Source organism: Agrobacterium sp. MA01, from assembly GCF_009650195.1.
Classification (GTDB): Bacteria; Pseudomonadota; Alphaproteobacteria; order Rhizobiales; family Rhizobiaceae; genus Allorhizobium.
The window spans coordinates 2958647-2982045 of the sequence record NZ_CP045854.1 but is presented as its reverse complement, the minus strand read 5'-3'; the positions used below and the strand labels follow the sequence as shown (position 1 = coordinate 2982045).

At 61.9% G+C, this 23399-nt stretch carries 18 protein-coding genes and 1 tRNA gene; 5 read left to right on the top strand and 14 right to left on the bottom strand.

Going from position 1 to position 23399, the window contains the following annotated elements:
• Window positions 1-3 precede the first annotated feature (3 nt).
• The 7 genes from glgB to GH983_RS14405 form a co-directional block, all read right to left on the bottom strand.
• Window positions 4-2217, bottom strand: a complete 2214-nt coding sequence (glgB, locus tag GH983_RS14435; RefSeq protein WP_153762762.1) for a 1,4-alpha-glucan branching protein GlgB — start codon at window positions 2215-2217, stop codon at window positions 4-6.
• On the bottom strand, window positions 2217-4679 hold the full coding sequence (locus GH983_RS14430; RefSeq protein WP_153762761.1) for a glycogen/starch/alpha-glucan phosphorylase: 2463 nt from the start codon (window positions 4677-4679) through the stop codon (window positions 2217-2219). The genes glgB and GH983_RS14430 overlap by 1 nt, the downstream gene beginning before the upstream one ends.
• 261 nt (window positions 4680-4940) lie before the next feature.
• Window positions 4941-6209 carry a TadE/TadG family type IV pilus assembly protein gene (locus tag GH983_RS14425; protein WP_194842721.1) on the bottom strand — a complete coding sequence of 423 codons (1269 nt, stop codon included), beginning with the start codon at window positions 6207-6209 and terminating at the stop codon, window positions 4941-4943.
• A 90-nt stretch (window positions 6210-6299) separates the two neighbouring features.
• The gene (locus GH983_RS14420) at window positions 6300-7181 is read right to left on the bottom strand and encodes a transglutaminase family protein (RefSeq protein WP_153762759.1); all 882 of its coding nucleotides are present in this window, start codon (window positions 7179-7181) and stop codon (window positions 6300-6302) included.
• 4 nt (window positions 7182-7185) lie between these two features.
• Window positions 7186-9600: a circularly permuted type 2 ATP-grasp protein gene (locus GH983_RS14415; RefSeq protein ID WP_054148208.1), complete on the bottom strand. Its 2415-nt coding sequence runs from the start codon at window positions 9598-9600 to the stop codon at window positions 7186-7188.
• Window positions 9601-9604: 4 nt separating this feature from the next.
• Window positions 9605-12949, bottom strand: a complete 3345-nt coding sequence (locus tag GH983_RS14410; RefSeq protein WP_153762758.1) for a DUF2126 domain-containing protein — start codon at window positions 12947-12949, stop codon at window positions 9605-9607.
• A 132-nt stretch (window positions 12950-13081) separates the two neighbouring features.
• Window positions 13082-14509, bottom strand: a complete 1428-nt coding sequence (locus GH983_RS14405) for a mannose-1-phosphate guanylyltransferase/mannose-6-phosphate isomerase (RefSeq protein WP_153762757.1) — start codon at window positions 14507-14509, stop codon at window positions 13082-13084.
• A 259-nt stretch (window positions 14510-14768) separates the two neighbouring features.
• Between GH983_RS14405 and GH983_RS14400 the strand changes: the two genes are divergently transcribed.
• Complete coding sequence (locus GH983_RS14400) at window positions 14769-15464, top strand: fumarylacetoacetate hydrolase family protein (protein WP_153763616.1); 696 nt, start codon at window positions 14769-14771, stop codon at window positions 15462-15464.
• A 1-nt stretch (window position 15465) separates the two neighbouring features.
• Window positions 15466-15891: a hypothetical protein gene (locus GH983_RS14395; protein WP_153762756.1), complete on the top strand. Its 426-nt coding sequence runs from the start codon at window positions 15466-15468 to the stop codon at window positions 15889-15891.
• A gap of 88 nt (window positions 15892-15979) precedes the next feature.
• On the opposite strand, the gene GH983_RS14390 is transcribed toward GH983_RS14395, so the two are convergent.
• Together GH983_RS14390 and cpdR1 are read right to left on the bottom strand one after the other, a co-directional pair.
• Window positions 15980-16054: transfer RNA gene (locus GH983_RS14390), tRNA-Val, on the bottom strand.
• Window positions 16055-16149: 95 nt separating this feature from the next.
• The gene (cpdR1, locus tag GH983_RS14385; RefSeq protein WP_006726917.1) at window positions 16150-16512 is read right to left on the bottom strand and encodes a response regulator CpdR1; all 363 of its coding nucleotides are present in this window, start codon (window positions 16510-16512) and stop codon (window positions 16150-16152) included.
• A gap of 198 nt (window positions 16513-16710) precedes the next feature.
• Here cpdR1 and GH983_RS14380 point away from each other — a divergent pair, with 198 nt between their 5' ends.
• Together GH983_RS14380 and hisN are read left to right on the top strand one after the other, a co-directional pair.
• Window positions 16711-17586, top strand: a complete 876-nt coding sequence (locus GH983_RS14380; RefSeq protein WP_153762755.1) for an N-formylglutamate amidohydrolase — start codon at window positions 16711-16713, stop codon at window positions 17584-17586.
• Between the two features lie 326 nt (window positions 17587-17912).
• Window positions 17913-18689, top strand: coding sequence for a histidinol-phosphatase (gene hisN / locus GH983_RS14375; RefSeq protein WP_153762754.1), 777 nt, complete (start codon window positions 17913-17915; stop codon window positions 18687-18689).
• Between the two features lie 10 nt (window positions 18690-18699).
• On the opposite strand, the gene GH983_RS14370 is transcribed toward hisN, so the two are convergent.
• Window positions 18700-19692 carry an alpha/beta fold hydrolase gene (locus tag GH983_RS14370; RefSeq protein WP_153762753.1) on the bottom strand — a complete coding sequence of 331 codons (993 nt, stop codon included), beginning with the start codon at window positions 19690-19692 and terminating at the stop codon, window positions 18700-18702.
• A 399-nt stretch (window positions 19693-20091) separates the two neighbouring features.
• Between GH983_RS14370 and GH983_RS14365 the strand changes: the two genes are divergently transcribed.
• Window positions 20092-20562: an Hsp20 family protein gene (locus GH983_RS14365; protein ID WP_153762752.1), complete on the top strand. Its 471-nt coding sequence runs from the start codon at window positions 20092-20094 to the stop codon at window positions 20560-20562.
• Window positions 20563-20589: 27 nt separating this feature from the next.
• On the opposite strand, the gene GH983_RS14360 is transcribed toward GH983_RS14365, so the two are convergent.
• From GH983_RS14360 to GH983_RS14345, 4 genes are read right to left on the bottom strand one after another with little or no spacing between them, the layout of a single operon-like run.
• Entirely contained in the window at window positions 20590-21189 is a 600-nt protein-coding gene (locus GH983_RS14360; RefSeq protein ID WP_153762751.1) for a DoxX family protein, read from the bottom strand.
• Window positions 21186-21965, bottom strand: a complete 780-nt coding sequence (locus tag GH983_RS14355; RefSeq protein WP_246727404.1) for a DNA-binding domain-containing protein — start codon at window positions 21963-21965, stop codon at window positions 21186-21188. The genes GH983_RS14360 and GH983_RS14355 overlap by 4 nt, the downstream gene beginning before the upstream one ends.
• Window positions 21955-22893, bottom strand: a complete 939-nt coding sequence (locus tag GH983_RS14350) for a DUF692 family multinuclear iron-containing protein (RefSeq protein ID WP_371418354.1) — start codon at window positions 22891-22893, stop codon at window positions 21955-21957. The genes GH983_RS14355 and GH983_RS14350 overlap by 11 nt, the downstream gene beginning before the upstream one ends.
• A 59-nt stretch (window positions 22894-22952) precedes the next feature.
• Window positions 22953-23255, bottom strand: a complete 303-nt coding sequence (locus GH983_RS14345) for a DUF2282 domain-containing protein (RefSeq protein ID WP_054148217.1) — start codon at window positions 23253-23255, stop codon at window positions 22953-22955.
• Window positions 23256-23399 lie beyond the last annotated feature (144 nt).

Genomic DNA, 23399 nt, shown 5'->3' with positions numbered 1-23399 from the left:
CCCTTACTGTTCCAATTCCAGCATGATCACGGCCAGCGGCGGCAGGGTCAGCCCTGCTTTTGCCCATCCGCTTCCCGTGGCATGCGCCTCCACGCGGCCACCATTGCCCTTACCGCTACCACCATAGATTTCGGCATCGGTGTTCAGTATCTCACGCCAACGGCCAGCCGCAGGCAAGCTCAATTCGTATTGTTCGTGATAGTTCGGCGTCATGTTGCAAATCACGGCGATTGGCTTTTCGCCGGGTGCCTTGCGCAGCCAGACGAGCACCGAATTTTCCTGATCATCCGCATTGATCCACTCGAAGCCCTCGCCCTCGCAATCGCGAGCATGGAGTGCCGGCTTGGAGCGATAGGTGAAGTTGAGGTCGCGGACCAGCCGGCGCATGCCTTCATGCGGGGCATAATCGAGCAGGTTCCAATCGAGCGAGCGGGCCTCGGACCACTCACTCCACTGGGCGAACTCCTGGCCCATGAACAGCAGTTTCTTGCCGGGATGGCCCCACATATAGCCGTAATAGGCGCGGAGATTGGCGAACTTCTGCCAGTCGTCACCGGGCATCTTCGCGATCATCGAACCCTTGCCGTGTACCACTTCGTCGTGGCTGATCGGCAGGACGAAGTTCTCGGAAAAGGCATAGAGCAGGCCGAAGGTCAGCTCCTGATGATGGTACTTCCTGTAGATCGGATCCCGGGCGAAGTAGCTCAGGGTGTCATGCATGAAACCCATGTTCCACTTGAAACCGAAGCCGAGGCCGCCTTCATGGACCGGCTGTGAGACCTTCGGCCAGGAGGTGCTCTCCTCGGCAATCGTCATGATGCCCGGATGGCTGCCATAGGCGTGGTGGTTCATCTGTTGAAGGAAGCGCACCGACTCCAGGTTTTCCCGCCCGCCATATTCATTGGGGATCCACTCGCCTTCCTTGCGAGAATAGTCGAGGTAGAGCATGGACGCGACGGCATCGACGCGCAGGCCGTCGAGGTGGAATTTCTCGGCCCAGTAGAGGGCGTTGTTGATCAGGTAGGACAGAACCTCCTGACGACCGAAATTGTAGATCGCGGTGTTCCAGTCCGGGTGAAAGCCCTGGCGGGGGTCGGCATGTTCGTAGAGAGCCGTTCCGTCGAAGTTGCGAAGCCCGTGGGCGTCCGTCGGGAAATGCGCAGGCACCCAGTCGAGGATGACGCTCAAGCCCACCTTGTGGCAGCCGTTGACGAAACGGGCAAAGCCCTCCGGCTCGCCGAAGCGGGCGCTTGGCGCGTAAAGCCCAGTCGTCTGATAGCCCCAGGACGGGTCGTAAGGGTGCTCGGTCACCGGCATGAATTCGATATGGGTAAAGCCCATGTCGACGCAGTAGGGGATCAGCCTTGAGGCCATCTCGTCCCAGGTCAGCATGGAGCCGTCGTCGCGGCGCTGCCAGGACCCGGCATGGACCTCGTAGATCGAAATCGGCTGGCGGCGCTGGTCGATGCTTGCCCAGTGCTTGCGGTGGGCCTCGTCTTCCCAGTCCTGTTCGAGCTCAGGTGTCGTCACCGAGGCGTTCTTCGGCCGCATCTCGGCGCGGCGCGCAAAGGGGTCGGCCTTCAGCGGCTGAAGATCGCCATGCGGCCCGACGATTTCGAACTTGTAGCTGGCACCGGCCCGGACATCGGGCGCGAAGATTTCCCAGATGCCGGTGTCGCGGCGCAGGCGCATGACGTGGCGACGTCCGTCCCAGTCGTTGAAATCGCCGACGACGGAGACGCGGCGGGCATTGGGGGCCCAGACGGCGAAGTGAAAGCCGTCGACACCCTGATGCTTGATCGGATGGGCGCCCATCTTGTCGAAGAGGCGCAGGTGCGATCCTTCCTTGATGAAGTAATCGTCCATCGGTCCGAGTATCGGCCAGAAGCTGTAGGGGTCGGTCACCGTCCATTCGGCATCGCCGCGGGTGGCGCGGTAGCGGACCGGCAGAACACCATCGAGCTTGACCGGGCCTGAAAAGAAGCCGGCATCGTGCAGACGCGCGAGTTCGCCGACCTGGTCTCCGGCCAGATTGTAGGCGACCACCGTCTCGGCGCCCGGGATGAAGCAACGTGCGACATGGCCCGCGCCTGCCTGGTGCACGCCGAGAAAGGCGAAGGGGTCGCCATGCGTCCCGTGGATGATCGCTTCGATTTCTGCTGCCGACGGTGTGTCCGGCTTCGCTACGTCACCGCTCCTCTTCGGTGATTTTGCCATCAAGCTCTCCAGATATCCGCGTTGTATTGCCGGATGGTGCGATCCGACGAGAACCAGGCCATGCGGGCCGTGTTGCGGATGGTCTTGGAATACCAGGCCGACGTATCGGTCCAGATGTCGTCCACCTGACGCTGGGCCTTGGCATAGGCGTCGAAATCGGCGGCAACCATGAACCAGTCATGCTGGTAAATGCCCTGCATCAGATCGGCATAGCGATCGCGATCATCAGGCGAGAAGACGCCGGATGCGATCGACGAGAGGGCCTGCTGCAGTTCGCGCGAGGCATCGATTGCGGCGCGCGGATTGTGTCCATCCGCCCTCACGCGTCCGACCTCGTCTGCGGTCATTCCAAAAATCACGATGTTCTCCTCGCCCACATGATCGCGCATTTCGACATTGGCGCCGTCGAGCGTTCCAATGGTCAATGCACCATTCAACGCGAACTTCATGTTCCCGGTTCCAGACGCTTCCATGCCGGCGGTGGAAATCTGTTCGGAAAGGTCGGCGGCGGGCACCATGACTTCGGCGAGAGAGACGTTGTAGTTGGGAATGAAAACGACCTTCAGCAGACCGCGCACCGAGGGGTCGGTGTTGATGATGCGGGCGACGTCGTTGGCCAGTTTGATGATCAGCTTGGCGTTGTGGTAGCTGGGCGCTGCCTTGCCGGCAAAGAGCTTGACGCGCGGCACCCAGTCACGTTCCGGATGCGAGCGGATCTGGTCGAAGAGCGCGACCGTCTCGATGATGTTGAGAAGCTGGCGCTTGTATTCGTGGATGCGCTTGATCTGGATGTCGAACATGGCATGCGGATCGAGCTTGATGCCCATGCGGCTGGCAACGAGGCTCGCGAGCTTCTGCTTGTTGGAGAACTTTACGGCCGCGAACTTCTGCTGGAAGGCCGGATCGTCGGCGAAGGCGTCGAGACCCTTAAGCTTCGTTGCATCGTCGAGGAATTCCGGTCCGATCGCTTCCTTGATGAGGTCGGTCAAGTCGGGATTGCACTGCATCAGCCAGCGGCGTGGGGTGATGCCGTTGGTCTTGTTGTTGATGCGCGTCGGATAGAGCTTGTGGAGATCGGAGAAGACCGTTTCCTTCATCAGCTCCGTATGCAGCGCGGAGACGCCGTTGATCGAGTGCGAGCCCATGAAGGCGAGGTTGCCCATGCGCACGCGGCGGTCGCCGCTTTCGTCGATCAGCGAGATCTGGCGGATTTCATGGTCATTGAAGCCGCGCTTCTTGCGGGCGTCCAGCAGGACCTTTGCGTTGATCGCGTAGACGAGCTGCATGTGGCGCGGCAGGAGACGCTCGAACAGCGGCACCGGCCAGCTTTCCAGCGCTTCCGGAAGCAGTGTGTGGTTTGTGTAGGAGAAGGTCTTGGACGAGATTTCCCAGGCCTCGTCGAATGCCACGCCGTGCACATCGACCAGCAGGCGCATCAGTTCGGCAACGGAGACAGCCGGATGGGTGTCATTAAGCTGGATCGCCACCTTATCCGGCAGCTGGGCGAGCGTGTTGCCCTGCTGCAGGTGACGGCGGACGATGTCCTGCAGCGAGGCCGAACAGAAGAAGAATTCCTGGCGCAGGCGCAGTTCCTGGCCGGCGGGCGTGGCGTCGGCCGGATAGAGGACGCGGGTGAGCGATTCGGCCTTGTTGCTCTCGCGCAGCGCGCCGATATGGTCGCCGGCGTTGAAGGCGTCGAGCAGGATGGGGTCGATCGGCTGGGCCGACCAGAGGCGCAGCGTGTTGACGCGCTCGCCGCGCCAGCCGACGGCCGGGGTATCAAAGGCGGTGGCGATGACGCGCTCGCCCTGCTTCCAGACGTAACGCGGTTCGCCATCGGGACCATCGACGGTTTCGACCGTTCCGCCGAAGCCGACTTCGTAGGAGCTTTCGCGCCGCTCGAATTCCCAGGGGTTGCCGTGGGCGAGCCAGCTTTCCGGCAGTTCGACCTGCCAGCCCTCCGCCATTTGCTGGCGGAAGAGACCGTGAACGTAGCGGATGCCATAGCCATAGGCCGGAATGTTGACGGTTGCCATACTCTCCATGAAGCAGGCGGCGAGACGACCGAGACCGCCATTGCCGAGCGCTGCGTCAGGTTCGAGGCCTGCGATCACGTCGAATTCGACTGACAGAGAGGACAGCGCCTGGCGGATGTCATCGATCAGGCCGAGGTTCGACATTGCGTCGCGCAGGAGGCGGCCGATGAGGAATTCGAGCGATAGATAATAAACCCGCTTGCCGTTGTTCATGTAGGTGGTGCGGGTCGATTCCATCCACGTGTCGATGATGCGGTCACGCACCACGAGGATGGTTGCTGTCAGCCAGTCATGCGGCGTTGCCACCTTGGCATCCTTGCCGATGCTGTAGGTCAGCTTGTCCATGATCTCGGCGGCCAGGGCGTCCGGATCGGAAACTCCGCGCTTGGGAAGGGGAAGGTCGACTTTGTGGGGAGTCTTGATCATCGGTCCGCCTGGCGTTGTTCGTGTCTCCGGGCGGCGCCGATGCGATAGCGGTGCCGCTTCCGTGAATGCCAGTTTACGCATCGAAATGAGACAGTTGCAACAGGCGGGAAGCTGCGAGGAGAACTTTTGTTCGGAGCGCCGTCTTGGGCCTCAAGACCCTGATCTGATTATATTATCTGAAAAGCGTGAAGAAGCGATAAGACCGCAGCCATGACGGCTGCGGTCGAATTGTGGGAGAAATCCAAAACGTTTTGGATCGTGTCAGTTGGTCAGGCGGGTCGAGGCCGCAGCCGCAGCCTTGCCGATGTCGCCGAAGGCCTTCACGAGACCGGCCATATCGGTCGGTTCTTTGTAGTGGTCGTCAGACGTCGCGCATGCTAGCAGCAGCTCTCTGCCTTTCTGAGGGGCCATGAAGGCAACCGTGAAAATCTCGATGCCTTCCTCTTTTGCAGCTGTGCACTGTTCCAGGACTTTTGTGTCGATAGCCGGGTTCCAGGAAGCGCTGTTGCCGGTCATTTCGCCATCGGTCATCAGGACAATGTAGCGAGCAAAGTCCGAATTACCTTTGGCGGAGTGCGCACTCTTCTCGGCGTCGTTGTCTTCTGTCAAAGCCTTGAAGGCAAGCTCCATGCCGCCCGAAGCGTTGGTTCCGCCAGTCGGGACGGATGGCAAAGCGGTGATGTAGTTGGTTGCGGTCGTGACGCCCCAGGCCATGCCGGAAGCTGGCTGGGTGGCGTCGTTGTAGGACACGGCGCCAACACGGATGAGGTCACCTTTCGGATCAGCCTTCACCAGCTCGTTCATCATGATCGCCGAGGCGGTCTTCAATGCCTGAATCTTTTTCACGTAGCAGGGATTTGACGGATTGATGTAGTTCCTTCTGCCGGGCAGGATGTCCTTGTAGGCCCAGTTCGAGGCGCTGTAGTTCACGCAGCTCGTAACCGAGGTGTCGACGGTGTTCGTGGTAAAGGACATCGAGCCTGAACGATCCAGCACGACATACATCGACACGGCTGCGCCGCTTTCAGGCGTGGCTTGTGCCGTCGCCTTGACGCTGACGGTAACTTCCTTCCACCCGAGCAGGGCGGTCATGCCATTGGTTGCCAAGGTATAGGTCGGTGTCAGACTGACTTCGACCGTCTTGCCGGTCTTTCCGAGCTTCCGCTCGACATTCCCGACTGCGCCGGCCAACGGGTCTTCTTCCGCTTCCTCGTCGGTCTGGTCGCTTGCGCCGCCTGGAAGCACGTTGTTCAGCTGTGCCTTCATGAATTTGCGCGCGAATTCGAGAACGGCGTCGTCGGAGAGTTTGTCGTCTTTCGCCAGCGCATTTGCTGCGGACAGGACGGCCGAGTCGGCGGCGTCCTGCAACGTGGCGCGCACCTGGACCATCCGGTTCAAGTCAATTGCCACACCAGCGGTGGCGGCTGCTACGGGGAGCAGGATGGCCGTTGCCAGGCCGAAATTGCCGGCGCGGTCGCGCCAAAGACGTGCGAAGAGCGATTTGCGCGGGCTGTCAGGGGTAGTCATCATGTCCATCCAAAATCAGCGTTTGGAGGGTTATAGACTGCGTCCCATTGCGATCCGTTTAATGGGATCAATAAAATTCGATGTAAGAATGCACTATTGGCGCACCGGGATGACATCCACGGCCTGGTCCGTCTGATGCGAGCCATAGCTTTTCAACACGCCGATGACGGGTGCTACGTCGGCATAGTCCCGGCCGTAGCCGACCACGATGTGATCGGTGCCGGCCGCGATGTCGTTCGTGGGGTCGAGTTCCAGCCAGCCGGTGAGCTTGCCGCACCAGATGCGGACCCAGGCATGCATGGCGTCTGCCCCTTCCAGGCGCTCCTTGCCCGGCGGCGGGATGGTGCGCAGGAAGCCGCTGACATAGCCAGCGGGAATGCCGAGGCTGCGCAGCGCCACGATCATCACATGGGAGAAGTCCTGGCAGACGCCGCGCTTCTTGTCGAAGGCTTCCGCCGGCGTCGTGTCGACGGTCGTGGCTTCGGCGTCGTATTTGAAGTCCTTGTGGATGCGGCTGCAGAGCGTCTCGGCGATCTGGCGTACGGTCATGCTGGGTTTCAGCATGCCGCGCACATAGGCCGCGATCGCCTTGTCCCGGGGCAGCCGCGGGCTCGTGCCGAGAAAATGATGCGGCGATTCCGCATCGAGTGACCAGGTTTCGCCGATCTCCTGCGGAAGACGGTCGAGCAGCGGTGAAAAGTCGGCAGCGATCGGCTGGGCCTGAACCATCACCCGGGCCTGCATGCGGATGTCGAGCTTCTCATGCGGACCACGCAGGATGGCGTGGCTCGTTGGATGGCGGAAGAAGTCGTTGAAGGTCGAGATCTCGTCTGGCTCCGGGCTGACCGTGATCGCACCGGCGACGAGTCGCTGACGGTCGGGAAGCGAGAGCGGCAGAAGCCGCAACATGTGATGGGCGCCGGTTGCCGGAACCTCGTAGCGATAACCGATATGGAGCGAGAGGTCGTAGAGCATCGCGTCAGCTCAAATAGGTCTGGGCGAGGATATCGGAGAACTTCTCCAATTCACGCTCCAGATTGGTGTAGACATCGGCCGACATGGCTTCCGGCGTCATTACGGCAAGCCCCGAATGCAGGCGCATCGCCTCGCGGAAGAGGCTCGACATTTGGCCGTTGACCATGGCGTTCGGCAATTGCTCGACCTCGATGCGTATCTCGTTCAGTTGGAAGAGGATCGAGCGCGGATTGAGCGGATCGAGCGCCAGAAGGTCGGTCACCGTCAGCCGAGCGGTCGAGACATTGTAGCGGCGGCGATGGGTCATGACGTTGTCGCCGATCTCGAGCAGCATGTCGAGCGAGCCATCGGGGGCATCGGGGCCGGTCATGTGGCCAAGCAGGCGTGTCATGTGCAGGCCGCGTTCCAGGAGGCGGCCGATGGTCAGGAAGCGCCAGCCGGTGAAGCGGTACATATTTTCATGCACAAGACCGGCAAAGCCTGCGAGCTTGCGCAAGAGGATGGTCATGGCATGGGCTGCATCGTCGCCGGGCTTGACCTTCTCGTGGAAGCGCTTGGCGGTCTTCGATAGGTCGTTCAGCGCCAGCCAGCCGTCCGGCGAGAAGCGGTCGCGGATGTTGCTCGCCGAATAGACGGCGCTGTCGATGTTGCGCAGCAGGCTTTCCGGCACACCGGACTTGGTGTCGACGTCGATGTTCGAAAGATATTCGCTGACGAAGGCGAGCAGCGGCTGGTCCGGATTGGCGCTTTCGGCATAGCGCGCATGCCAGGCGCGCAGGATGCGCAGCACCCCTTCGGCGCGCTCGATATAGCGGCCAAGCCAGAAGAGATTGTCGGCCGCCCGGCTCGGCAGGCTGCCGGGCATGTTGCGGGTGAAGGTCTCCTCCGCCGGCAAAAGCGAGGTGCGGTCAACGGGCTTGTCGGAGACGATCCAGACATCGGCCGCACTGCCGCCGGACTGCATGGCAATCGCCGAGACATCCGATCCGCTGCCGATCCGGGCAAAGCCGCCTGGCATGATCTGCCAGCCATTCTGGGTGCGGGCGGCGAAGACACGCAGCGACATCGGCCGCGGCGTGAGCTTGCCGTCGATCATGGCAGGCGTGGTCGAGAGCGTCACGACTTCCTGGCCCACCAGGTTGCCTGCTTCTGATTCCAGCCATGCGGCAGTGGTTCTGCCCTGCGGGTCCTTGTAACGCGAGCCCATGACAGAGCGTCCGCCGTCATCGAAGAACGGCAGGCGCGAGAAGGCGGAGCCGATGACCATACGGTCGAGATGGGCCGCGACGTGTTCGCGCTCGGCCTTCTGGCCGCACCACCAGGTGGCGATCGAGGGCAGCTTCAGTTCCTCGCCGAGCAGGTGGCGCGAGAGGGTGGGCATGAAGGCGAGAAGCGCACGGGTTTCGAGAATGCCGGAGCCGAGCGCGTTGACGAAGGTGACGGCGCCGTTGCGCAGCGCCTCCACCATGCCGGGCGTGCCGATATAGGAATTCTGGTCGAGCTCCAGCGGATCGGCAAAGGCGGCATCGAGGCGGCGCCAGAGGACGCTGACGGGCTTGAGGCCGGCGACAGTGCGGACCATGACCTTGCCGTTGACGATGGTGAGGTCCTCACCTTCGAGCAACATGATGCCGAGATAGCGGGCGATGTAGGCATGTTCGAAATAGGTCTCGTTGGCAGGACCCGGAGACAGAACCGCGATGCGCTCGTCCGAGCCGCGGGTGCGCGCTTGCAGCGCCTTGCGGAAGGCGCCGAAGAAGGAGGCGAGCCGGTGGACGTGGGTCTCCGCATAGACATCGGAGAAGGCGCGGGCGGTCGCCACCCGGTTTTCCAGCGCAAAGCCCGCACCCGAGGGCGCCTGGGTGCGATCGGCCAGCACCCACCAGTTGCCGTCGGGTCCGCGGCCGATTTCGAAGGAACAGAAATGCAGGTAGTGGCCGCCGGCCGGCTTGATGCCGACGAGGGGGCGTAGGAATTCCGGATTCGAGGCGATCAGCTGCGGTGGCAGGAAACCTTCCTGGACCAGCCGGTTTTCCGAATAGATGTCCGCGACGACCGCTTCCAGGAGATTCGCGCGCTGGACCAGCCCCTCGGCCAGCACCTGCCATTCCGCATCCGAGATCATCACCGGGATGTGGGAGAAGGGCCAGGCTCGCTCGCTCGAACCGCCAGAACCATAGGCACGGTAGAAGACGCCGGCATCGCGCAGGTAGCGATCCGCACGGGCAAAGCGCTCGTGCAGATCCTCTTCCGGCATGGTGTCGATCGCCGAGACCAGGGCCTGCCAGACGGGACGGACATTGCCCTTGTTGTCGATCATCTCGTCGGCGGCGCCCGCCAGCGCACGATAGCCGGCCGTGCGGGCCTTGCTTTTCGGCGCGTCTGGCGGGGAAAGCTCCGCTGCCGTCTTCTGTGCCATCAGATCAGATACCTTGCGGTCGTCTCAGGTCCAAAGTGTGCGGGAATTCCGGCGACACGGTCTCGGGCCATAGGGGATAGGAGCCGGCTGTATGGCCCCAAGGCTCAAAACGTGCAAGCCGACGGGCTTCCGCTTCGTTCCCATTCACAGGGAAAGTGTCGTAGGTCCGGCCGCCAGGATGCGCGACGTGGTAGACGCAGCCCCCGATCGACCGGGCAGACCATGTATCATAGATGTCGAATGTTAGCGGTGTGTTGACGGGCAGGACCGGATGCAGACCGGAGGCCGGCTGCCAGGCCTTGTAACGCACGCCGCCCACAGCAACGCCATTGACGTCAGATTTGCGCAGCGGCACCTGGCGCCCGTTGCAGGCCACGACGAAGCGCTCGGGGTTGGCTGTCTCCAGCTGGACCTGCAGACGCTCGACGGATGAGTCCACATAGCGGACCGTGCCGCCAATCGCCCCTTCCTCGCCCATGACATGCCACGGCTCCAGCGCCTGTCGGAGCTCCAGCTTCGAGCCCTCGTAGGTTACTTCGCCGACGAAGGGGAAGCGGAATTCGAGCTGCGCCGCAAACCATTCCGGTTTGAAGTCGAAGCCGTGTTCGCGCAGATCCGCCAGCACTTCAAGGAAGTCCAGCCAGAGGTAGTGCGGCAGCATGAAACGGTCGTGCAGGCTTGTGCCCCAGCGGACAAAACGGCCGCCGATCGGGTTCTTCCAGAAGCGGGCAATCAGTGCGCGGACCAGCAATTGCTGGGCAAGCGACATGCGCGCGTTCGGCGGCATTTCGAAACCGCGGAACTCGACAAGGCCGAGGCGGCCCGTTGGACCGTCCGGCGAAAACAGCTTGTCGATGCAGATTTCCGAGCGGTGGGTGTTGCCGGTGACATCGATCAAGAGATTGCGGAAGAGGCGGTCGACAAGCCAGGGCAGGGGGGCTGCCGCACCACTGGCCGGCATCGGGACCTGCGCCATGGCGATTTCCAGCTCGTAGAGGCTGTCGTGACGGGCTTCGTCGAAGCGCGGCGCCTGGCTGGTCGGGCCGATGAACATGCCGGAAAACATGTAGGAGAGCGCCGGGTGACGCTGCCAATGAAGGATCAGGCTCTTCAACAGGTCGGGACGGCGCAGGAAGGGGCTGTCGCCCGGATTGGCGCCGCCGACGACGACATGGTTGCCACCGCCTGTGCCGGTGTGGCGACCGTCGATCATGAACTTGTCGGCACCGAGGCGGGTCTGGCGCGCTTCCTCGTAGATGGCGTTTGTCGTGGCGACGCAGTCATCCCAGCTGGAAGCCGGGTGGATGTTGACCTCGATGACGCCCGGATCCGGGGCAACGCGGATGACATTGATGCGCTCGTCCTGAGGCGGTGCGTAGCCTTCGATGTGGACCGGCAGGCCAAGCCCACGAGCGGCAGTTTCTGCGGCAGCCACCAGTTCGAGATAGTCCTCGACGGCCTCGACCGGCGGCATGAACACGCAGAGGCGGCCGTCGCGGGGCTCGACGCTCATGGCCGTGCGCACTGCACCCCTGATGTCGCCGGCAGAGCCGGTGATGTTCTGCTCGTTGCGATCCTGCTGGGCCTCACCGGTTCTGCGGGAGGCCTCGGGCAGGGCGCGACCCTCGCGGACCTGCGGGCCAAAATCCGGCAGGGGTGCCCGGGGGATCGAGGGATCGGTGGTGTGGATGTAGGGATATTGCGACGGCGGCACGTAAGGCAGGGTACCGAGCGGCATGCGAAAGCCGATCGGGCTGTCGCCGGGGATGAGGAAGATCTTGCCGCGACGGGTACGCCATTTCTCGCTGACCCAGCGACGGCCGCCGGCCTTGGCGTTCCAGGCCTGGACCGGTAGGATGTAGCCGGTCGGGGTCGTGAGGCCACGTTCGAAGACCTTGGCGATGCGGGCGCGCTCCTCTGCGCTTTCGAGCTTGGAGTTCGACGGGTCGACGTTTTCCGGCAGGCTGCCTTCCTTGATGATCCACTCGGCCGGATCCTCGAAGGCCGGGATGATCATGTCGGTTTCGATCTCGAGCTCGGCCGCGATCCCGGCCATCAACGCTTCGGCCTGTTGGTGTGTGACGCCGGTATCCTTGTGTTCGGCGGCGATCAGCTCCGGGTCATGCCAGATCGGCTTGCCGTCCTTGCGCCAGTAGAGCGAGAAGGTCCAACGCGGCAGGCTTTCGCCCGGATACCACTTGCCCTGGCCGTAATGCAGGAAGCCGCCGGGGGCGAATTTTTGGCGCAACCGGCGAATGAGCTGATCGGCGAGGTCGCGTTTGGTCGGGCCGACGGCATCGGTATTCCATTCTGCGGACTGGAAGTCATCGATCGACACGAAGGTCGGCTCGCCGCCCATGGTGAGCCGCACGTCATGGGCTTTCAGGTCGGCATCGACTTTCTGTCCGAGCGCATTCAGGGCATCCCAGCTGTCGTCGGAGAAAGGCTTGGTGATGCGCGGATGTTCGGCAACGCGCTTCACCTGCATGTCGAAGGCGAATTCGGTATTGGCCTGTCCGACATAGCCGCCGGAGATGGGAGCGGCGTTCTTGTAATGGGGCGTGGCCGCGAGCGGTATGTGGCTCTCGCCGGTCAAGAGGCCCGAGGTCGGGTCGAGGCCGATCCAGCCGGCGCCGGGAATATAGACTTCCGTCCAGGCATGCAGGTCGGTGAAGTCGACCTCGGTACCCGAGGGTCCATCGAGCGCCTTCAGGTCCGGAGCGAGCTGGATGAGATAGCCGGAGACGAAACGGGCGGCAAAACCGAGGCGGCGCAGGATCTGGACAAACAGCCAGCTCGAATCACGGCAGGAGCCGCGGGCCGATGTCAGCGTATCCTCCGGCGTCTGGACGCCGGGTTCCATACGAATGACGTAGCCGATCTCCTGTTGCAGGCGGGCGTTCAAGCCCACAACCATGTCGACTGTGCCCTGGCCATTCGTCGTGTCGACGGTTGCCATGAAGGCATCCAGCGCCGGGGACGAAGGCTCCGGCGTCATGTAGATCTTGAGGTCGTCGCGCAGATCTTCCGGATAGTCGAAGGGCCATTTGACCGCGACTTCCTCGGTGAAGAAGTCAAAGGGATTGTAGACCGTCATGTCGGCGACGAGGTCGACCTCGATCTTGAATTCGGTGACCGGGTCCGGGAAGACGAAGCGGGCAAGGTAGTTGCCGTAGGGGTCTTGTTGCAGATTGACGAAGTGGTTCTCGGGCGTGACCTTCAGCGAATGGGAGAGAACCTTGGTGCGGGAATGGGCGGCAGGCTTCAGCCGGATGATCTGCGGTCCGAGCTGGACCGGGTTGTCATACTTGTAGTGGGTGAGATGATAGATGCTTGCCTTGATCGCCATTCTTTACCGCTTCGCTGTTCGCCCTGCCGCTTTTTCCGGCTTGCGTCGATCTTGTGCAATGCAGCGCCATAAAGCAAGCGGCCCGGACGGTGGAAGCCGCCGGGCCGCGCAGATGCGGTGTATGGCCTGAACTCAACTCCGACCGAATTCGTCGACCAGGCGGATGATGTCGTCCTCGCCGAGATAAGAACCGGTCTGGACCTCGATCACTTCCAGGCGGATCTTGCCGGGATTGGCGAGGCGGTGCACGGATCCTTGCGGAATGTAGATCGACTGGTTCTCGTGCAAGACGGTTACCTTGTCGTCGATGGTGACCTCTGCCGTTCCCTTGACGCAGACCCAGTGTTCAGCACGGTGGTGATGCTTCTGCAGCGAGAGCTTCTTTTCCGGATGCACGAAGAGGCGCTTCACCTGGAAGCGATCGCCATTGAGGATCGAGGTATAGCCACCCCAGGGGCGAAGGGCCGTCGGGTGGTTTTCGGTGAGATGCGCCGTCTTCTTGTCGGCGGCGAGCATCTTGACGAGATTGCCGACATCCTGGGCCCGGTCGAGGCGACCAACATAGACGGCGTCTTCGGAGGCGACGACGGCGACACCTTCCATGCCCTGGACGGCGAGATGGGCGTTGCGCGACATGACGAGCGAATTGGTGGTGTCGGAGACGGTGGCGTTGCCACTGACGACATTGCCGTTTTCATCGCCTTCGGCGAGCTTCCAGATCGCGTCCCAGCTGCCGAGGTCGGACCAGATGATTGGCGAGGGGACAACCGCCGCATTCGGCGTCTTCTCCATGACGGCATAGTCGATCGAGATGCTCGGGCTTTGGCCAAAGCTTTCCGCATCAAGGCGGGTAAAGTCGAGATCGCCCTTGGCCTTTTCGATCGAGGTCCGGACGGCCGCGAGAACTTCAGGCGCCAGCGTCTCAAGCTCAGCAATCATCTGGCCGGCGGAGAAGACAAACATGCCGGAGTTCCAGGCATAGTTCCCGCTCGCGAGCATCTTTTCGGCGACCTCTGCCTTCGGCTTTTCGACGAAGCGCGTGACCTTGTTCACACCATTTCCGAGGTCGTCGCCGATCTCGATATAGCCGTAGCCGGTTGCGGGCTCGGTCGGCGTGATACCGAAGGTGACGATCTTGCCGTCGCGCGCGGCATGGGCTGCCTTTTGTACGCAGCCGCGATAGGTATCATCGACGGTGATCTCGTGGTCGGACGGCAGGATCTGGATCAGCGTTTCGCTGCCATGGCGCTCACCGACGATCAACGCGGCGGCGGCGACAGCGGCTGCGGTGTTGCGCGCTTCCGGTTCCAGGATGATGCCATCGAGCGCGACACCGATCTCGCGGGCCTGTTCTGCGACGAGGAAGCGGAAGTCCTCATTGGTCACGATAACAGGGGCTTCATAGATCGTCGCGTCGGAGACGCGGGCGAGCGTCTTCTGCAGCAAGGTCTCATCGCCGAGGAACCGGATGAACTGCTTCGCAGCGGCTGCGCGCGACAGCGGCCAAAGCCTTGTTCCCTTGCCGCCGGCCATGATGACCGGCACGATCTTGATGCTCATGTTTTTATGCCTTTCGATGTCTTGCCGGGGCGGATCCGTCCCGGCTGCTGTCGGAGCGACCACTTATGCCTTACGGGCAGGTGAACGCAGCTGCGGCGGTTTTGTTACATGTTTGGCGGTATGTTCCAAGCCCGGTCGACCATTCAACCTTGCCAATCAAGCCGGATGCATTGCCGCGCTCAGGCGGTTATGCTGGTGAGACCCGCTGCCAGTCTTGGCGGGCCCGAGCCTCATCAATCCAGAGAGAATGTCCTTGTCCGTGACCCGTCCGCTGTTTTCCGTTCCGACCGCCCCGCTTGTCCCGATCGATGGCCGGCAAGAGGGCTTTCCCATTCACCGCATTTTCTGTGTCGGGCGAAACTACGCCGCCCATGCCGCCGAGCTCGGCAACACCGTCGATCGTGTCGCGCCCTTCTACTTCACCAAGCCTGCGACAGGCCTCGTCATCGAGGGGGGCGCGATCGCCTATCCACCGGGCACCGAGGATTACCATCACGAGATCGAACTCGTGATCGCGATCGGTGCGCCCGCCTTCCGGGTCTCGACCGATGACGCGATGGAGGCGGTATTCGGCTATGCCGTCGGGCTTGATATGACCCGGCGCGATCTGCAGAACGCCATGAAGGAAAAACAGCGTCCCTGGGACATCGCGAAAGCCTTCGAGGATTCGGCTGTCATCGGCGCCATCACCGCGGCTGGCGACTTCCAGCCCAATTCGCAGCGCATCTCGCTTACCGTCAACGACGGCCTTCGCCAGGAGGGGCATCTCAACGAGATGGTCTGGTCGGTGCCTGAAATCATCAGCCATCTCTCGCGCTACTATCATCTGACGCCGGGCGATCTGATCTTCACCGGCACGCCGTCGGGCGTCGGCGCGCTGCAGCCGGGTGACCGGCTCCTGGGGGCGGTTGAGGGGCTCTCGCCGATCTCCGTCACCATCGGTCCGGCGGCCTGACATGACTTTCTCGGGGGAAGGGCAGGGCCCGGCGCTGGTGCCGGGCCGCGACTGCGGAACCTGTTCGCTCTGCTGCATCCTTCCCGACATCGCCGAATTCGACAAACCGGCCAACGAACCCTGTCGCCACTGCCTCGTTGGTGGTGGCTGCGACGCCTATGATGTCAGGCCTGCGACCTGTCGCGACTTCTTCTGTCTCTGGCGCACGGACCCGACGCTCGGGGATGAATGGGAGCCGAGCGTCAGCCGCATGATGATGTATGCGCAGGGGCCGCAGCTGACGGTGCTGGTGGAGCCCGAGGCAGGGGAAATCTGGCGGGAGGAACGGTATCTCAGCTGGCTCGAAGAGCGGGCACAAGCGCTGAAGCCGCAGGGCGGTTATGTAGTGGTCTATGCGGGGGAAGAGGTGGCGGTAGTGAAGGGGTAAGGTCGCCTGATTCGCGATCTCAAGCGGATCGCAAACCTCAAATTCAAAAGGGCTCGCCGTTTCCGGCAAGCCCTTGAAAGAATTCGAATGGTGGGCGTGACAGGGATTGAACCTGTGACCCCTACGATGTCAACGTAGTGCTCTCCCGCTGAGCTACACGCCCATCCGATGAGCGGCTTAAGACCACAAAACCTGTTCGCCCGTCAATAGGCATTTTGCAGTTTTGTGAAGAGATTTTTTCAACCTCTCGCGAAGGCCTTATGCCGCAAGGAGTTTGTTCACTTCGTCGACGAGATCACGGAGGTGGAAAGGCTTGGACAAGACCTTTGCATCCTTCGGCGCCTTCGAATCGGCGTTCAGGGCAACGGCTGCAAAGCCGGTGATGAACATGACCTTCAGGTCCGGATCGAGTTCGGTGGCGCGGCGCGCCAGCTCGATGCCGTCCATTTCCGGCATCACGATGTCGGTGAGCAGAAGGGAGAAGGGTTCTTCCCGCAGGCGGTCATAGGCTGAGGCGCCGTTGTCGAAGGAGGAGACCTTGTAGCCTGCCTTTTCGAGCGCCTTTACCAGGAACCGGCGCATGTCGTTGTCATCTTCGGCGAGAAGGATTTTCTGAGTCATTTAGGGACCGCTGTACTCGATTGCATGGGTAAGCTTGCAGCCGCTCACTTTAGGGTCGGCTCAGTAAAGAACCGGTGAACAACGAGAAAGTGAGCCTGCTCCGCCATTTCCGGGAGTATGGACTTTGCACCGGGCGACTGGCAACATGAGACACGCAACAAGTTTGTGACTTGGTAAAGAAGAGGCCCTGGAAAGCGGATGACCAACGAATTCGACCTGTTCGAGGTTCGAGAGCCCGCGACCCAGACCATTCCATTCGTCTATAACTCCCCGCATAGCGGCCGTCACTATCCCTCGACCTTCCTCGGTGAGTCGCGACTCGACGAGATTTCGATTCGCCGTTCGGAGGATCATTACGTCGACGAGCTGTTCTCGGCTGCGCCAGGATTCGGTGCACCGCTGCTCGTCGCGAACTTCCCGCGCGCTTATGTCGACGTCAACAGGGAGCCCTATGAGCTCGATCCGCGGATGTTTTCCGATCCGCTGCCGCCGTTTGCCAACAGCAATTCGGCGCGTGTAGCGGGCGGGCTCGGAACGATCCCGCGCATCGTTGCCGAAAACATGGAGATCTACGAGCGGCGCATGCCGCTTTCGGTCGCCATGGAGCGGATCGAGAGCTGCTACAAGCCTTATCATGCCTGCCTGCGCCGGCTGATTGCCCGGACCCATGCGATGTTCGGCTTCGGCGTCTTGATCGACTGCCATTCGATGCCCGGCAATATCCGCGTCGCGGGCAGCGGTCTGAAGCCGGATTTCATTATCGGCGACCGTTATGGGACGAGCGCGTCAACCGAGCTCAGCCAGGCGGCGTTGCAGTTCCTGGAGGACCTCGGCTTTGCGGCCGTGCGCAACAAGCCCTATGCCGGGGGCTTCATCACCGAGCATTACGGCCGACCGGCCCGCGGGCTGCACGCGCTGCAGATCGAGGTCAATCGCTCGATTTATATCGACGAGACGACGCTCGAAAAGCGTTCTGACTTCGATGTCCTAGCCGGCTCGCTCGCCGTGTTCATGGAGCAGATGGCAGATTTCGTCGCCGACTATGCCGGCGACCGGGCGCTGGCGGCCGAATAGTTTTTTCCGAATTCCAGATGTTGCGGCCCTCAGCGCTCTGTGCCGGGCAAAAAAAACCGCGCTCGTGGCGCGGTTAAGTCTAGGGAGGAAACACCCAAGGAGGGTATTTACAGTCAGAAGACTGTAAGTGAGACGTTAGATGTTGCGGTGCACCATTGTCAAGTCGAAAATTGGTGCATTTTTGAGCAAGGCCAAAATTTACGCAATTTCGCGCTCTGAGGCCGGTCGGCGGGCGTCCGGTGAGGGCGAAGAAGGCGGCCGGCGGTGGTTTTCTTTCCTTGCGACTGGCGCTAAGACGGAGCTCCCTCCAGACGACGGATCTTTCCATGCGCCCAGATCGTGATTTCTTCTTTCGCTTGGCCGATGCCGCCAAGGCCGAGACCCTTCCGCGCTTTCGCTCGGGCCTGTCTGTGGTCAACAAGGAGAAAGCCGGTTTCGACCCCGTCACCGAAGGCGACCAGGCGGCCGAAATTGCCATCCGCAAGCTGATCGAAGCGGAATTTCCGACCCATGGCATTCTTGGCGAAGAGCACGAGAATATCCGGATGGACAGCGATCATCTCTGGGTCATCGATCCGATCGACGGCACGCGGGCCTTCATTTCCGGCGTTCCCGTCTGGGGCACGCTGATCGGCTTCCAGGAAAAGGGCCGCTCGGTCATGGGGCTGATGGAGCAGCCCTTCACAGGCGAGCGCTATTATGCCGATGGCGAGCGCTCCTGGTACTCAGGTCCCGATGGCGAACGGCAAAATCAGGTGCGCGATTGCGGATCGCTCGAAAACGCGATCCTCTTCACCACTTCGCCGCATCTCTTCAAGGATTGGGAAGTCGAGCGTTTTCAGGCCGTGCAGGACAAGGTCAAGCTCTTCCGCTACGGCGTGGATTGCTATGCCTATTGCCTGCTCGCAGCCGGTCATGTCGATCTGGTCATCGAGACTGTCTTGAAGCCCTATGACGTCGGCGCGCTGATCCCGATCATCGAGCAGGCGGGTGGGATCATCACCACCTGGGACGGCGGGCGACCTGAGGCTGGCGGTTCGATCATCGCGGCCGGCTCAAGGGCCGTTCATGCGCAGGCCATGGACATGCTCAAGCGCGGCTAAGCCCTTTCGCTCAGGCCTCCAGGGTGGAGACTGTCAGTTCTTCGGCGGGATCTGCATCGTCGGGCTCGCCGCCCGGCATGAAGGCAAAGATGGCGGCTAGCGCCTGTTTGCGATAGCGATCCTGCTCCTGCAGGATCTCGTGGCGTGCGCCGGCGACCGGCACCAGCTGGCCGGCGCGGAAATACTGTGCCATGGATTCCTGATAGTGATACGGCACGATCGGATCATTGCCGGGCGCTATGATCACCGTCGGCACCGTGATCGATGCGAGATGGCCCGGCTTGCGGATGGCGTCGATCGCCTTCTGGCTCTCGTAGAGCCAGCGCGCCGTGGGTGGGCCAAGTGCCAGTTCCGGATGGTCGAGCATGATCCGCTGGTTGCGGGCAAAGCGCAGGGCATCCGATGTCAGCGGATTTCCCTCGAAGGGTTTCAAGGGCTCGTCCTTCGTCAGCGAAATGCCGCCGAAACCGGTAAAGCTTGCGAGGGTCGCAATCCGGCGTATATTCTCCGGCGATGTCTTTTGGCCGCCGAGGCCGACGAAGGGGGCCGCCAGCACCATGCGCTCGATGCGGTTGGAAAGACGCGGAGCCGCCTTCAAGGCGATCAGGCCACCGGTCGAGTGGGCGAGCAGGAAAAAGGGCAGACGGGTGTCCGGCAGCACGATCTGTTCGAGGAAGATCTCGAGGTCGCGGACATAATGGTCGAAGCGGCCGACATGTCCTCGGCGCGGATCCTTCTTCAGCAGCCGTTCCGATCCGCCCTGGCCGCGAAAATCATAGGTCGCAACCCAGAAGCCGCTTTCATTGAGCTCGCGGATCGTCTCAAAATACTTTTCGATGCTTTCGTTTCGTCCATGCAAGAGGACGATCGTGCCCTTGATCTTCGGGGCACTCGACCGGAAGACCGCGTAACGCAGGCGGATACCGCGATGGCCCTCGAAGAAGCCGACCTGGGGCGTGCCGGGAATCGGGTTTCCGGGGGTGGCGTGAAGAATAGCGTCCATGCCTGCAACTGCCTGTCGGTTGAAGTCGCGTCTCGTCTCTTGGGGATAGGCTGCAGCCCGGTCGCAAGTCAAAGAAAAAAGCCGAAACCGCAGACGGAGGGCTGCGGTTCCGGCGAAGTCCGGCCGAAGTGGAAGGGACGATATCTCCGGCCCGGTCGGTCGAGACAACCGATGATCCAAACCTAGATGAGTATGCTTGAACCCGGCTTGAACCAGGCGTTCACCCGCAGTTCATCGCGGGATGAGCGGCGCTGGGACGGAAGATCTTGAATTCGATCGCGCCATTTCCCACATCGGTTCTGCGGACGCCAGAAGGGTCCGCAGACCGCCGCCAGCATCGCCCCAAGCGGGATGCCAGCGGACTCAAGAGAACGCCAACGTCGCTTCAAGGAGGACACAATGCGTCACGTCGATTTTTCCCCGCTCTATCGTTCCACCGTCGGTTTCGATCGCCTGTTCACCATGCTGGACAGCCTCGGTCAGCCGGAACAGGCGCAGAGCTACCCGCCCTATAATATCGAACGCACCGGCGAGAACCTCTACCGGATCACCATGGCCGTTGCCGGCTTCGACGAAAGCGAGCTATCGATCGAGGCGCATGCCCATGTGCTGACCGTCAAGGGTGAGAAGGCCGAAGACGAGAAGGCCGAGCAGAGCGAATTCCTCTATCGCGGCATTGCCAAGCGCGCCTTCGAGCGCCGCTTCCAGCTCGCCGACCATGTGGAAGTCACCGCCGCTTCGCTGAAGAATGGCCTGCTGCACATCGATCTGCTGCGCAACATTCCGGAAGCCATGAAGCCGCGCCGGATCTCGATCGCCGCCGAGCCTGCTGGCACGGCACCGAAGGCGATCGAGGCGCATGTGAACTGACTACAGTCACACGCATCTGGCTCCCAGTCAGGCGGTCGGCGAAAGCCGGCCGCCTTTTTCTTGGGCGCTCATGCGGCGCGTCCACACGGTGCAGAGCAGCTTGTCGAGCGAGACGAGGCCTGCCCCCTTCACCACGAGATAGACAAGCGGGAAGATCCAGAGCAGGCGTTGGTCGAGGATGACGCTATCGGGGAAGCGATCGAAGAGTGCGCCGATCGTCGTTGCATCGACCTTGTGCACGAGGATGTCGGTGAGCGTCTGGACGATGATGAAGCCGATCATGCCAAGGGCGGCGATGCGCGTGAAGAGGCCGGCGACCACGAGCAGCGGTAGGATGACCTCACCATAGGAACCTAGGAAGACCATCAGCCCCCAGGGAAAGAAGGATACGGCCGATACATCGCCGCCGGCGGCATCCACGGCCGGGAGGGCGATCTGGTAATAGGCACCGTCGGAAATCGAGAAGGGACCGTCAAACTTGGTCAGCGCCGAATTCAGGTAATAGGGAACGAGCACCGCCAGAAAGACCAGCCGCGCAAAGAGCCCGAGAAGCCATCGATCAAGCATGGGCTCCATCCGACGGATCGTGCGGCGGTAGAATTCGATGATTGCGATGGCAGCTGTCATGGTCTTTCGCTTTCCTGGACAAGGTCGATCGCGGCAAATGCGCCCGAGGTGAGGGCAAGGCCGATAAGGGCGGGGATCTCAGCGGCTTCCTCTCCTACTGCGAGACATGCGTCGCCGAGTGGGTGGCCGCTGAGAAGTCGTTCAAAGAAGGGAGCTCCGCCCGAGGGCAGGATTTCGATCGAAACATCGAAGGCCGGACGGGTGACGAGCACGGCCTCCGGCAGGAGCGGGTTAACGCCTTCGAGCGACATGCCGGCCCGGTCAAGGCGGCATATGGTGCCGGCGGCATGCTTCAGTCGGCACATCTTTGTTGCCGGATGAGCGCGCAAGCGGATGCTGGCCAGTTCTTCGGCGGGAATTTGTCCCAGTGCTGCCGGATCGAGCGGGACTGCGTCCGCTGCATGATATGCATCGAGCCAGAGGCGCTCGACGCGGGCGACATCTGCGAGGAAGGGTAGGTCCGCCGCTGGCGGGAAGGACTCGAGAAACGCGGGAAAGCTCTCGCCGTAGGTGAAGAGCAGGGGGGAGGTGGGCGGATGGGCGGCCACATAGAGGCGGGCCATGGCGCGAAAGAAGTCTTCGCCAACAAGGTTCTGGACCGTCGGGAAGATTGAAGCGAGAGCATCGACCAGCGAGACGGTGACATTGTTGCGGTAGACCGAGAAGCGGCGTTGCGGTCGCGTCTCTTCGCGACCCGTCAGCCCTTCCGGCGAAGGCAGGTCCGGTGCGAAAAGCGCTTCGGCGAAGGCGCCACTGGAGACCGGGTCAGGACGCATGGCGAAGCCCCAGGTCGGCAGCGACATGGCGGTCGAGGATCGCGTCGGCCAGTTGCGCCTCTCGTTTGAGGACGGACCAGTCAGGCACTTCATTGTCCCATTCGATCAAGGTTGGGAGGGGGCCGAGCTTGCCGATGACATGGGCATAGAGATCCCAGACGAGATCGTCCACCGGGCGGTCATGGCTGTCGATCAGCAGCGGGAGACCGGCATCGTCGATATCTGCCGCATGGCCGGCCAGATGAATCTCCTCGACGCAGAGGAGTGGGAAATCGGCGAGATAGTCGCGGGCGCCGTAACCGTGATTGGTGGCCGACACATGAACATTGTTGATGTCGAGCAAAAGGCCACAGCCGGTACGGCGGGCGATCGCCCGGATGAAGTCCGTCTCTGACATGGTCGAGGCTTCAAAACCAAGGTAGGTCGACGGGTTCTCGAGCAGGATCCGGCGTCCTAGCGTCTCCTGTACCTGGTCGATATGGTCGCAGACCCTGATCAGCGTCGCTGCGTCATAAGGTACGGGTAGGAGATCGTTGAAGAAGTGGCTGTCGTGGGTCGACCAGGCGAGATGTTCGGAGACCTGTTCCGGCTGGTAGCGGTCAACGACCGTCTTGAGGCGAGCGAGATGTTCCGGGTCCAGGCCTGTCGGGCTGCCGATCGAGAGGCCAACGCCATGGATCGAGATCGGGAAGTCCTCGCGCATGCGGGTCAGGATGCGGTGCGGATGGCCGCCGGCGCCCATGTAGTTCTCGGCATGGACTTCGAGAAAGCCAATTCGGAAATCGTCCGCAAGGATCTGGTCGGCATGCTGAGGCTTGAAACCTGCGCCTGCTCGGCGGGGAAGACGGGCGGCAGCGCCTTGTCGGCTTCTGTCGGCAAAAGCGATCTCTACGGCGGGATGGATAGACACGGCCGGCTCCTCAAGCATTCGTCCTGGAAAGGAAAGCGGGACGGCACCTGCGGACGAGCCGCAGGTGCCGTGCTGTCTCAAGCCTTCGGAAGGTCGCGGTCGAGGGCTTCGAGCGAACCCATGCGGCCATCCGGAAGGGCCATCGCGGTGCAGGTGCCCTTGGCGACATAGGTCCAGGCATTGCCCTGGAAGTCGACCTTCGAGGTGCCGGCGCAGGTGGTGCCGGGGCCAGCTGCGCAATCGTTCTTGCCGGCCATGGAAACGCCGAAGCACTTTTCCTTCTCCTGGGCGACGGCCGGGCCGGACAGGAGGGCGGCGCTGCCGATGGCCATGGTGACGGCAGCGGCGAGTGCGACGGTGTTGATGGTGGTCTTGGTCATGAAAAGTCTCCTCGGATCGTGATGCGTGGTGTCGTTGAAGCCCTCATCGGGGCTGGCAACTGCATCATGTCGAGGAGTGGGCCGTTTGAAAAATCAAGGTTTTTTGTGTAAAACGTGCGCGCTTTATCTGTAAGAAACCTTCGG